We start from the raw sequence: 11,802 nt of genomic DNA, 5'->3' as shown, positions 1-11,802 counted from the left end.
CCTTAGGGAGTCGTGGGAGCCAGAGAGGAAGAGATGGCGACGGCCTGGCCGTCGTTGAGCGCCGACTGGGTGACCGCGGCGAGGATTTCCATGTTGTGTAGGCCGTGAGCGATGGACGGCACCGGGACGAGCTTGTCGAGACCCGCCACCTGGTCCAGGAAGGCGCGCGCCTGCCAGACGAACAGGTCGTTCTGGCCGTGTCCGACCGACGGGAAGTCCATGGCGATGCCACGTTCGATCCCGGGGTGCTGCGGGCCGATCAGCACCGAGCGATAGCCGTTGGTCTTCCCGTCCGGGCCGTGGTCGGCGAACATGAACTCGCCGGGCCGGTTGAGGTCGAAGGCGGCGGCACCGTCGGCTGCGTAGACCTCGAAGCCGAGGCCGTTGGGGAGGCCGTGCGAGATGCGACTGATGGAGAACGTGCCCACGGCGCCGGACTCGAACGTCGCGGTGAACGTGGCGATGTCCTCGTTGTCCACGGGTTCCTTGACGTCGCCCACCGCTCCGGCGGAGTGACCGACGACGGCGCCGAGGGGCACCGGGCGTTCGGTGGTGAACGTTTGGAACACGCCGCCGCTGACGGAGGCGATCGGGCCGCAGAGATACTCCCCCAGGTCGATCATGTGGCTGCCGATGTCGGCCAGCGCGCCGCTGCCCGGGCCGCCTCGGTAGCGCCAGCTCATCGGGTTGTTCGCGTTCTGGGCGTAGTCGCACCAGTAGTGACCGTTGAAGTGGCGCACCTCGCCGATCGTGTTGCTGGTGAGCTGCTCGCGAATCGCGTTGATCCCTGGCATCCGCCGGAAGGTGAAACCGACGCCCGACTGGGTGTCGGCGGCCTCGGCGGCCGCAACCATCGCGGCCGCGTCCTCGATCGATGGGGCGAGGGGCTTCTCGCAGATCACGTGCTTGCCGGCGGCGAGCAATGCCTCGACGACCGGCCGGTGCAGCTCGTTGGCGATCGCCACCGACACGACGTCGATGTCATCGGCCGCGACGATCGCCTCCCACGAGGTCTCCGCTCGCGAGTAGCCGAAGCGCCGCGCTGCGTCGACCGCGAACGGTTCATAGGCGTCGGCCACGGCGACGAGCCGGATCTCCGGGAGGTCGAGGTCGTAGAGCTGGCTGGCGACGCGGTAGCCGGCCGCGTGGGCGCGGCCCACCATGCCGGCGCCGATGACGGCGACGCCGATCGAGTTCTCGGGCATAGGTTGATCCAGGGGTTAGGCGGTGGTCTTGTGCGAGGGGAGGTCGGCCGGGGACGGCACCTGCCCGTCGTGCGTGCGCTGGTATTCCGCGATCTCGGCCTCGAGCTCGGCCATCGCCTCGCCACCGGCCATCAGGTCGGTGATCTGCTCGCGGGTGCGCTCGCCCTTACGGAAGTCGTCGGCGATGACGCCGTGGATGAGGACCGCGAAGTGGTCGCCGACGGTCATCGCGTGCGTGACGTTGTGCGTGACGAGGATGACGGCCACGCCCTTCTGTCGCGCCTGCATGATGATGCGGAGAACGTGCGCGGCCTCTTTGACGCCGAGCGCAGCGGTCGGCTCGTCGAGGATCAGGACGTTAGCGCCGAAGTACACGGCGCGGCCGATGGCGAGCGCCTGCCGTTCGCCGCCCGACAGGCCGCCGACGAGGCGGCTTCCCTCGGTGATCCGCGTGATGCCGAGGCTCTGCATCTCCTGCACCGCCACTTCGCCGGCGAAGGCCGTGTCGAGCCGCTTGAACGGGCCCCACCCCTTCGTCGGTTCGGCGCCCACGAAGAAGGATCGCCCGATCGTCATCAGCGGGAAGGTGCCGCCGAACTGGTGCACGGTGGCGATCCCCACGGCGCTGGCGTCCCGGGGTGACTTGAACACCGTCGGTTCCCCGTTGACCTCGATCTGCCCGGAGCTCGGTTCATGGAAGCCCGAGAGGACCTTGATCACCGTCGACTTGCCGGCACCGTTGTCGCCGAGCAGGCACAGGACTTCGCCCGGGAAGATCTCGAGGTTGATGTCCATCAAGACGTCCGTGGTACCGAACGACTTGTTGATGTTGGTCAGTTTGAGCAACGGCTGAGTCATGACGTTGAGGCCTTCTTCTTGCGGGGTCCGTACGACAGGGCCATCCGGCGGAAGGTGTTGTTCATCACCACCGCGATCAGCAGGAGCACACCCAGGAACAAGTTGGCCAGGTCCGGATTCCAGCCGGTGTAGTAGATCCCCTGACCGACGATCGCGAAGGTCAGGGCGCCGAGCGTGACGCCGACCACAGAGCCGTAGCCACCCGTCAACAGCACGCCGCCGATGACGACGGCGATGATCGAGTTGAACACGAAAGCCTGGCCGTTGGCGACCTGCGCGCTGTTGTAGATGATCGTCTGGATGACTCCGACGAGGGCGGCGCCGAACCCGCTCGCCATGAACAGGCCGATCTTGACTCGATCGGTCGGGATGCCCGTCGCCCGTGCGCTCTGCAGGTCACCGCCGACAGCGAAGATCCAGTTGCCGATCCGTGACGCATGCAGAATCCAGCCGACGACCGCGATGATGCCGATCCACCAGAAGATCGCGACCTCAAAACCGCCGCCGAAGTAGCTGCCGAACAGGCTCTTCGCCCAGGACTCCGGCTGGATCTCGACGCTGGTGGATCCTGTCAGCAGTCGCGTCAACCACAGGGCGAGGCCGGACAGCGCGAAGTTCGTCGCCAGCGTCACCACGAAGGACGGGACCTTCGACCGCGTGACGATCAATCCGTTCACGAACCCGACCAGGAGCCCGAGCCCGAGGGCCACCAAGATCCCGACGATGATCGGGTTGCCCCAATACCCCGAGACGATCGCGAGTGTCATCGAGCTGGCGGCGAGCACCGAGCCGACGGACAGATCGAGCTCGCCGGCGATCATCAGCAGACCGACCGGCAGAGCGATGATCCCGAGTTCCGCGGCGGGATTCAGCCACGTCGCGGTGCCCTTGCTGGAGGTGAACTCGCTCCCCGCGAACGCCGCGAAGAAGATGTAGATGCAGACGGTGGCGATCAGCGCCCCCGTCTCCGGCCGCCGCAGCATTGTGCTCAGCGACTGGCGTTGACTCGCCGGCGACACGCCGGCGCCCTTCGTGGTCCCGGGCCTTGCGGCTTGGACAGCCATGAATTCGAACCTCTCTCCTGAAATTCCTGTTGCTACCGGACGCCGGCCTGCGCACCGGCCATCGCGGCGTCGACGTTCTCGGCACTGACGATCGCCGGACCCGTCAGCAGCGGCTTCTGCGGCAGGTCGACTCCCCACTGGATGTAGGAGCTGAGCATCGAGACAGCCAGGTACCCCTGCATGTACGGCTGCTGGTCGATCGCGAAGAGCTGCTCGCCGCCCTTGATGCGCCCGAGCTGCGTCGGGTCGAGATCGAACGTGCCGAGCTTGACCTTCTGTCCCAGGTCACCCTGTTTGATCGCGAGGGCGGCAGAGTTGGCGTCGGGCGCGGAGATCGTGACAACGCCGTCGATCGAGCTGTCCTTGAGCAGCGCTGCCTTGATCGCCTGCGACACCGCAGTCGGGTCGCCGAACTTCGAGGACGGGAGCGGGAGCTGCGTGCTCTTGCCGCCACTGGCCTGAATGCCGTCGGCGATGCCCTTGCAACGCGCCTCGGTGTTGGCGGCGCCGGGCAGCGTGTTCACGCACAAGACGTTCTTCTTGCCGCTCTTACCGAAGAACTCGCCGCCGGCCTTGCCTGCGGCCGACTCTTCGCTGCCGACGTAGTTCAGTGCACCGACCTTCTGAGCCGCGTCGAGGCCGCCGGCGTTGAAGATCACGACCGGCGCGTTTCCGGCAACGACCTTCTTGAACGATGCATCCTCCGCTTCGGGCACCCAGTCGGGTCCAACGACGCCGTCGGCGCCCTGACTGACCGCGGTGTCGATCAGCTTGGCCGCGTCCGGACCGAGATTGTCGTAGTTCTTGGGCGCCAGCCACGTAACGCTTCCGCCCTGTGCCTTCACAACCTTGGCGGCGTCGTCAGCTCCCCGCTTGACCCTCGACCAGAACGGATCGTCGGATTTGCCGCCGACAACGAAGATCTTCGGTCCAGCCTTGCCGGAGCTGGCAGAACCCTTCGCAGGAGCGGTCGTGGCGCTGCTGGTCGCACCCGAGTCGCCGCTCGACGCTTCCTTCTCGACTGCGGTGAAGCCGCACGCCGAAACCGCGAGCGCGCAGCCGACGATGGCGGCTAGCCCGATCGAGGCCCGCCGCGGACTGAACATGACAGACACGAATCTCCTCTCTCCTCACAAGCCCTCACTGCGATTCAGGCAGAACGGGCGAGTCGGTACTTGGCGCTATCGCGGCGCCCAGGGCCACCTTCCATCCATGGGAAGGTTTCCATGGATGAAACGATTCCATATTGATTCCGACGTGTCAAGGGGATAACGTGCAACGCCATGGCGAAGGCCAAGCCGACCATCGTTGAAGTTGCGGCTGACGCGGGCGTATCGCTCGGCACAGCCTCGCGCGCGCTCTCGGGCCACCCAGCCGTCCGCGACGACACGCGCAAACGGGTGCAGGCCTCGGCGCGCCGTATGGGCTACGTGCCGAACCGCATGGCCCGCTCGCTGCGCAGCGGCAGCTCGATGCTGATCGGCGTCATCGTTCCCGACATCGCCCACGGGTTCTATGGGCGCGCGACCAAGGCCATGCAGGACGTCCTCGAAGCCGCCGGTTATCAGATCCTCGTGATGAACACCGAGCGTCAGCCGAAGCGCGAGCAGGCCGCCCTGAAGTCGCTGCTCGCGCACGAAGTCGCGGGAATCCTGATGGCCAGTTCGGGAGGCGTCTCAGAGGCGCCGTCGGTTCCCACCGTGTTCTTCGACAGCCTCGAGCCCGGCCTTGGCTACGCCAACGTGGCACAGGCCAACAAGGAAGGCATGGACGTGCTGGTCGGCCACCTCGCCGACTTCCACGGGTATCGGCGCATCGCCTACCTTGGGGCACCGGCGGTCCTCACCTCCGGCGTGGAGCGCTTGGAGGGCTACCGAGACGCCATGGGGCGACGCGAGCTGCCCGTCCCTCCAGAGCTGATCGTCCTCTCAGACGGCAGCTGGTCCCCGGAGAGCGGAACGGCCGCGATGCGTGATCTCCTGGAACTCGCCGAGCACCCCCAGGCTGTCGTGGCTGCTAGCGACACGTTGGCCCTCGGCGCGATCCAAGCCGCACGCGACCACGGGCTCCGCGTCCCCGACGACCTCGCGATTGTGTCCTTCGACGACCCGTTCTTCGGGGCGTTCATCGAGCCCCAACTCACCGCCCTGATGCGCGATGAGCGCGAACTTGGACGGGTGGCCGCGCGGCAGTTGCTCGATGCCCTGCGTGACGGCGCTCAGCCGCGGTCGCTCGAGATCCGCCTTCCGGTTGAGCTCACGATCCGCCGCTCTTGCGGCTGCACTCCGGCGGACTCCGCCGGCATCGCTGCACAGGGCTGACCCGACGGCGCACAGCCGACCTACCCTCGCCCGTCGGCGGCGTCGAGCCCGCGGGCGCGCGGAACCCGCCCAGTTGTCACCTCCCGCCCGTCGTAGGCCGCTGAATACGTTTCACGATGGAATCGTTTCCGTGCGATCGGGCCAATACGAAACGGGCTTCAGCTTCGACGACAACGCCGCCGGGAGTGGGCATTCAGACACGTCGACGGAGCTGCGCGCCAGTCGCTGGACTGCGGGCATCGCTGAGTCCGTTGTTGTCGTTCCTCTCACGCGGCTGGAACCAAGCGACCGTCGTCCGGCCGAACCGAAGCCCGTGGCTACAGGCGGCGCCGCTCGGCGTCCACGTCGCCCGGACGGTCGTGGTCTACTCGCCCGCCATCGTGCGCGCCGCCGACAAAGTGGAGGGGCCTCACCGAACGTGAGAACCCCTCCGAAACCGAGAACCGTTTGTCGTCCGATTCGTGCGGTCCCGCCGCGATCAATGCCCTCTTAGCTGGGCGGCTCGGCGGTCCGCAACTCCGGTCGTCCCTCTTGGGTTGGGCCCTTGTCTTCGTGCGCGTTGTTCCGGCGTGCCAGGCCCGATTCTCGGGCGCTTCCCGAACGGATTTTGAGGCTGAACGATGGCGCTTTTATCTCGCCCTCGAAGTCGGCACCTTCCCGTAGCGCCCTGAGGCACAACGCGACTACGGCGCCGACGCCGACCAAGAAGACGAGAACTGAGCCAATCGCAACCGCCCATAGCGGCGCGATGGCTCCCATGCGCTTTACCTCTGCGGATTCCTAATCAACGGCCACTCCTTCGCCCGGTTGTCGCCTTGATACGGGCCAGGAGAGATTTTCCAACATGGTGCGGACGCTCTAGCGCCCGGTAGCCTTCGTTGTAGAAGCGCACTCCACGGCCAGCGGCCGTCGCGCCTCACACCCGCTAGGCGTCCGCGACGCCCGCGCGATCCGCCCGGTGGGCACGCGCGCCCGTTTTCCTTCGCATGAAGGGAAGGGCGAATGCCCATCACCGAATTCCCGGCCGGTGGTCTTGGCGCCGGGGTCGCGCCCGAAGAATGGGCCGCGTATGTGCTGGATAACTTGTCGGCGGCGAGTGTGCTTCTCGTGTCCGGCGCCACCGAAGTCCGCACGACCGGCAAGGCGGTTCACGTCCCGAAGTTCACGGGCGACGCCGCCACGAACTGGTACGACGAATTGGAAGTCATCGGAGAATGGTGCCCGCCCGGTGTGGACATGGTTCTCACGCCGCAAAAGGTCGCGGCGCTCTGCACCCTTTCGAATGAGACGGTGGCCGACTCCAACGCCAACGTCTTGAACAGCGTGGGCGAGAAGATGGTCCGGTCGGTCGCGCTCGCGGCCGACAAAGCGATGTTCAACGGCACGGGCGGCAAGCAACCCACGGGCATCCTGAACATCGCCCCGCCGTTGCCTCGGATTCGACGGCGCGCCCAACTACGCGGGCATCGTCTCGGGCGCCGGCATGGTGCGCGCGGCGGGCGGCACGCCGAACGCCGTCTACGTCAACCCCGTGGACCTCACGGCGCTACAGCTAGCGACCGGCGCCGACGACCGCCCGTTGATCGGCACCACCGAAGGCGGCATGGCGGCGACCATCGCGGGCTTGGTGATTTGGCCGACGCCCGCCGTCCCCGCCGGAACCGCCGTCGTCGCCCAAGCGGACCAAATCGTCGTCGCCGTGCGCGAAGACGCGAGCGTTGCCGTGTCGGAGCAATTCGCCTTCAACGCGGACGGCACGGTGGTCCGCGTGATCGCCCGCGGGACGTGGGCGTCAACGACCCCGATGGCTTGGCAGTCGTCAAGGACACGGTGGCCCGAGAAGCGCGCAAGTCGAACCTGCGGATTAGAAGTTGCCGATATGCAGGTCTTTTCGGCTTCATTCAACCGATTCTACCGGCGCTGAGTAGCGCTCAGCGTGCCTCAGATGTGCTCAGTTCGGGACCCTGTTCGGGACGTCTCAATCCGCGCGATGAGCGCTCTGACTCGCTCCGCCGCTTGATCGACCTCGACGGGCAGCTCGGCGTCGAGCTTGCTCGCGGTGCGGTTATACGGCTCGCGCCACGATTCCGGGACGACAAGATCCGGCGGCCATTCGTGTGTCCGGCGAGCAATGAAGACAGTCTCCGCGGCTTCGCGAACCTCGGCAAGGTCATCCTCGAGCAACTCTTCGAGCAGCATCAGATCGATCAGGTCCCAGAACCGCAAGTTCTCGCGACCAGGCGGCTGCTCGGTCACGGCATGGAGCTTCTGTGCGACCTGGAATCGAAGTGAGAGGCATGCGACCTCCTCAGGTCCGTCAAGGCCGAAGTCGCCGATCCCGACCGCAACCGGCACCAACTCGATCTCGTCCGCCTCCGGCTTGGCGATCTCCAACTGCAGCGTCTGCCACTCCGGCCCGCCGAAGCTGAGCTGAACCTCGAGTCGCCGGCTACCGGTGTCGCGGATGTCCTCGACCTCGCCCTTGCGCCGGAACGCGAAGCCCACATATGGCTGCTCGAACGCATCCTCCAACGCGTCGAGCATCTCGTTGGCATCGCCCCGGAACACTAGGTCGACATCTTTGGTTGCTCGAACCCGCAGCCCCAGTCGCAGCTCGATCGAGACACCGCCCTTGACGATGAACCGCGGCCCGTCGTTGGCGCGCACCCGATCCAACGCGCCGATGAGCGCCATCACCGAGAGCCACCGCCGGGTCCGCTGGACGGCAAGCCCGTGGACCTTGCCGTAGCTGTCGATCAGGCGCTCAAGGTGGTTGTGCCGGACCGGCGGACGCCGCGGCGGCCTGAATTCAGCGCTCAGCGCCGGACTCCCGTCCCTCGCTTCACGCCGAGCTCATTCCGCAACTCGCCCGCCTCGCGGCGCGTCAGCCGCCCGTTCCGCTCCCCTTGGTCGATCGCTTGGCTCACCAGCGCCGGCCCAACGTGCGACGCGTGAGCCTGTCGTATCGCACGCGCAGGAGTCACGATCGGAATCCCCTCGAACAACGTGACATCACTGTCCGGCAGGTCTTCGTGATGAATCCGGTACACCGAAGGGATCTTGCGACGGATGCGATGCGCCCGCGGCACCGTGACATCGATCTTCGCTGGATTGACGTCGCTCAGCCCGTAGAGATCGAGCGCCGTCTCGTCGGACAACACCCCACGCACCCCACGCCCAGGCCAGAGCGTCGCCTCCATATAGGCATCCAGGGGGCTCGGCGGCGTCAACCGCATCCGGTACACGCCCGTCGAGCGCCGCTCCAGATGGCCTCGTTCAAACATGCGCACGAGGTTGATCGGGTCGATGTCCAGCTCGCGAGCGTCCTCCGGCGTCAGGAACCCGTATTGCTCGTTCGCAACTTCGACGAGCTCGGTGAAGACGGCGCCGGGCACGTGGACAAGATAGCACGTAGTGTTCTATTTCATCCAAAGGGTCTAACCTGGACGCAACAGAACATTCTGTTCGATTATGTCCTCGGCGAGCCCTCGACACTCTCGCCCGCCGGACCTCGCTGTCGAATCAATGCCTCCAACTGGTCGGCGTGCGCGCGAATCGCCCGGACCGCGGCCACCGCGTCGGACTCGGGCGTTGCCGCACGAGCGCGCCGCAGGTCGGCCTCCACGAGCTGGCCGAGACGGATACTCGCCGGCGTGTCTCCGCACAGCTCCCGAAACGCGGCCCAGGTCGCATCGTCCACCGCGACGCGAGCGACTCGAGCGCCCACGTGGCCCGGCCGCGCCGGCCGCCCGCGTGGCGCCGCCGACGCTGCGTCCACCGCAGCGACGCGCGTCGAATACTGGTCGTCCGTCGGCGGAACGGCGGGGACCGCCTGCCCTACCTCAGACCCACGTCGCTCGCGCTTCGATCGACTCTTGCGCCCCACGTTGTGACTGTGGCGCAGCTGTATACATCAAGTTGCTCCTATGTCAAGTCTGGGAGGGTGAGCTGGGCTGGGACGGGCGGGGCCGCGGTGGCGCGGGCCTGCATGAGGACGTGGAAGATGTGGCGGATCAGGTGGCGTTTGAGCGCGCGGATGGCTTCCGCGGTGGTCTTGCCTTCTTGGCGGCGGCGAGCGAGGTAGGCGCGAGCGGGCGGGTGGATGCGCGCCTGGGTGAGCACGATCACGTACAGCGCGCTGTTCAGGCGTCGGTTGCCGCGGCGGTTGAGCCGGTAGCGGCGGCGTTTGCCCGAGGAGGCCTCGATCGGCGCCGCCCCGGCGTAGAGCGCCAGTTGCGCGTCGGTGCGGAAGCGCTCGACGCCGGCGACCTCGGCCAGGATGCGCGCCGCGGTGATCACGCCGCAGCCCGGGATGTTCAAGAGCCCGGCGCGTGCGCCGTGACCAGCGGCGCGAGCTCGCGCTCGAGCTCTTTGATCTGACGGCACAGCTCCCGCAGCCGTAGCACGAGCCGGCGGCCGATCCGGACCTGGGCTGACTGCTCCCGGCGGGCCAGCTGGCGCCCGACCCTGACCAGCACGCCGTGGTTGGCCAGCCCACGCGCGCACGGCTCAAGCTCGGGATCGATGTCATGCAACAGCCAGCGCAGCCGCGATTGCAGCTGCGTGGACTCCACGACCAGCTCGGCGCGGAAGTCGACCAGCAGCGCGATCTCGCGCTCCGGGCCGGCCATCCGCGCCCGCGGCAGGTCCGGTTCGCGCAGCAGCGCCCGCCCGACGGCCAGCGCGTCGATCGAGTCGCTCTTGCCAAACCGGCGCGCCGCCTTGCGCTGACCGGCCATCAACTTCGGCGGCACCCGCACCACCGTCTGCCCCGCCTGCAACAGGAACCGCTCCAGCGCGCCGGACACGTGCCGGCAGTCCTCGACCGCCCACACCCGCTCCAGGCCGCTACGCGCCGCAAAGCGCATCAACTCCTGATGCCCCGCCGCATCGGCCGTCACCGTGACCTCGTCCAGCAACCGCCCCGCCTCGTCGACGACCGCCGCCGTGTGCGTCTGCTTGTGCGCATCGATGCCGATTACGATCACCGCTGATCCCCTTCCCATCGCGTTGAAGCGGATCGCCGGCCGACAGCACTTCATTCCGGGCGTCTAGGCCACGCTCCTATGAGGTCAGGTCGGCAACCCTCGGACGCGGCGAGCGACACAACGCGTGCGGTCAGCCCCGAAGGCGACATGCAAATGCTGGGTCAGCTCGCCGCTCCGAGGCTCCCACACGACCCAAATCGCGCAGCGCCCACAGCATCTTCGGAAGAAGTGCAACTGCGTGCCCGGTTCTGGAATCTCGAGAATGCAGTGTCGATCGGAGGACTCGTGCGGTGTCGTGTCCGCGAGGAGGGGGCCAGTTCCGAGCGGCTGGACCTATCGTGTCCATTCCGACGAAGGGAGTAGATGTGGCGCGGAAGCTGTTTGGGACGGAGGTGACGATCACGTTCGAGCCGGCCGAGAACGGCTGGACGACGGCGCGCATCCCAGCCGTCCCGTCCGTCATCACCGCGGGCGCATCGCGAGACGAGGCGCGCGAGTTGGCCCTCGATGCGCTGATGGAGACCTTGGCCATCGAACCGGCGCGTGAGAACGGCACCGAGCACGAGCGCGTCCACCTCGACGTTCTGACCGTCCGTGCGGTCGAGCGCGACCTGGGACACGATCGTTGACGGCGCGCAACGTCGAAGCGACCGTCGCCCTGGTCGCCGACCGACCGTCTCCGGCGGCGCGCCCGCTCGACGCGCCGCCGGCGTCGTCCGGCACCGAGGACACACCCGACACCATGTCCGCAGACCCAGCGACTGAGCCGGCCACGAACTCCCAGTCAGACCCGTGCCCCTGGTGCGGTGCGCGCGAGAGCCTGTTCTGGGTGCGCTCGCACGTGCAGTGCCGCGCCTGCGGTCAGGTCGTCGAAAGCTGCTGCGAAGGGCCCGCCGGGTGCGCCTGAATCCGCCGCTACCTGTGCGAACATACGTTCGTACATGACGAGCGACGGATCGCCCTACTCACGGTCCCAACGCGCCATTCGCGCGGGCAACCTGCCCCTCATTCACGCCGCTGCTGCCGAGCTCGGCTGGGTCGCGTTGCGCGACGCCCTCGCGATGATGATCGTCATCGACGATCGCGACGAGGACCGTTTCGAAGCAGCCGCGGTTCGCTGGGCCGGACGCCTGGCACTTGAGGTCCCGGACCTGGAACTAGCCGAGATGGCTGGCGGGATCGAGTCACTGCACGCCCTTCCCGACGAGAACGCGCAGCGCTCGTTGCTCGAGCTCCCCTATCGCGCCGTCCGGCCACGAGGGCTACGTTCGCCGTCCACGCCGGGTCGGCGCAGCCAACGACCAGGGCCGCGCCGCCCTTAACGAGGCCCTGGCGGTTGGAGCGCCTGCTCCGCAGGCAGCGGTCG

Annotated in this window: 12 protein-coding genes and 1 pseudogene; 5 read left to right on the top strand and 8 right to left on the bottom strand. The window is 67.3% G+C overall.

The window, feature by feature from the left end:
- Positions 1-2 precede the first annotated feature (2 nt).
- From G569_RS0126115 to G569_RS0126100, 4 genes are read right to left on the bottom strand one after another with little or no spacing between them, the layout of a single operon-like run.
- On the bottom strand, positions 3-1,205 hold the full coding sequence (locus G569_RS0126115; protein ID WP_028065622.1) for a Gfo/Idh/MocA family protein: 1,203 nt from the start codon (positions 1,203-1,205) through the stop codon (positions 3-5).
- Between the two features lie 15 nt (positions 1,206-1,220).
- Complete coding sequence (locus G569_RS0126110; RefSeq protein WP_028065621.1) at positions 1,221-2,063, bottom strand: ATP-binding cassette domain-containing protein; 843 nt, start codon at positions 2,061-2,063, stop codon at positions 1,221-1,223.
- Positions 2,060-3,127 (bottom strand): ABC transporter permease, encoded by a 1,068-nt coding sequence (locus G569_RS0126105; RefSeq protein ID WP_028065620.1) that lies wholly within the window; start codon positions 3,125-3,127, stop codon positions 2,060-2,062. Before G569_RS0126105 ends, G569_RS0126110 begins: the two co-directional genes overlap by 4 nt.
- Before the next feature lie 32 nt (positions 3,128-3,159).
- Positions 3,160-4,233, bottom strand: coding sequence for a sugar ABC transporter substrate-binding protein (locus G569_RS0126100; RefSeq protein WP_037499224.1), 1,074 nt, complete (start codon positions 4,231-4,233; stop codon positions 3,160-3,162).
- A gap of 177 nt (positions 4,234-4,410) precedes the next feature.
- On the opposite strand from G569_RS0126100, the gene G569_RS0126095 reads away from it, so the two are divergent.
- From G569_RS0126095 to G569_RS66070, 3 genes and pseudogenes are all read left to right on the top strand, one after another.
- Positions 4,411-5,448 (top strand): LacI family DNA-binding transcriptional regulator, encoded by a 1,038-nt coding sequence (locus G569_RS0126095; RefSeq protein WP_028065618.1) that lies wholly within the window; start codon positions 4,411-4,413, stop codon positions 5,446-5,448.
- Between the two features lie 1,002 nt (positions 5,449-6,450).
- Positions 6,451-6,804: pseudogene (locus G569_RS66460) on the top strand (phage major capsid protein); the annotation flags it as partial.
- 109 nt (positions 6,805-6,913) lie between these two features.
- Positions 6,914-7,372, top strand: a complete 459-nt coding sequence (locus G569_RS66070) for a hypothetical protein (protein ID WP_306765231.1) — start codon at positions 6,914-6,916, stop codon at positions 7,370-7,372.
- 17 nt (positions 7,373-7,389) lie between these two features.
- Here G569_RS66070 and G569_RS0126075 read toward each other — a convergent pair whose 3' ends face one another.
- From G569_RS0126075 to G569_RS51635, 4 genes are all read right to left on the bottom strand, one after another.
- A complete protein-coding gene (locus G569_RS0126075) occupies positions 7,390-8,142 on the bottom strand; it encodes a nucleotidyl transferase AbiEii/AbiGii toxin family protein (RefSeq protein WP_028065615.1) in 753 nt (250 codons plus the stop codon).
- Between the two features lie 122 nt (positions 8,143-8,264).
- Complete coding sequence (locus tag G569_RS0126070) at positions 8,265-8,843, bottom strand: type IV toxin-antitoxin system AbiEi family antitoxin domain-containing protein (protein ID WP_028065614.1); 579 nt, start codon at positions 8,841-8,843, stop codon at positions 8,265-8,267.
- A gap of 529 nt (positions 8,844-9,372) precedes the next feature.
- Positions 9,373-9,768 (bottom strand): transposase, encoded by a 396-nt coding sequence (locus G569_RS64730; RefSeq protein WP_211233078.1) that lies wholly within the window; start codon positions 9,766-9,768, stop codon positions 9,373-9,375.
- The gene (locus tag G569_RS51635) at positions 9,765-10,436 is read right to left on the bottom strand and encodes an IS110 family transposase (protein ID WP_211233077.1); all 672 of its coding nucleotides are present in this window, start codon (positions 10,434-10,436) and stop codon (positions 9,765-9,767) included. The genes G569_RS64730 and G569_RS51635 overlap by 4 nt, the downstream gene beginning before the upstream one ends.
- A gap of 365 nt (positions 10,437-10,801) precedes the next feature.
- On the opposite strand from G569_RS51635, the gene G569_RS0126055 reads away from it, so the two are divergent.
- Complete coding sequence (locus tag G569_RS0126055) at positions 10,802-11,065, top strand: type II toxin-antitoxin system HicB family antitoxin (RefSeq protein ID WP_028065612.1); 264 nt, start codon at positions 10,802-10,804, stop codon at positions 11,063-11,065.
- A 312-nt stretch (positions 11,066-11,377) separates the two neighbouring features.
- A complete protein-coding gene (locus tag G569_RS0126045; RefSeq protein ID WP_028065611.1) occupies positions 11,378-11,758 on the top strand; it encodes a hypothetical protein in 381 nt (126 codons plus the stop codon).
- The last annotated feature ends 44 nt before the right edge of the window (positions 11,759-11,802 follow it).

This window comes from Solirubrobacter soli DSM 22325, assembly GCF_000423665.1.
GTDB classification, from domain to species: Bacteria; Actinomycetota; Thermoleophilia; order Solirubrobacterales; family Solirubrobacteraceae; genus Solirubrobacter; species Solirubrobacter soli.
The sequence above is the reverse complement of the archived record's forward strand: the minus strand, read 5'-3'. Positions and strand labels throughout refer to the sequence as shown.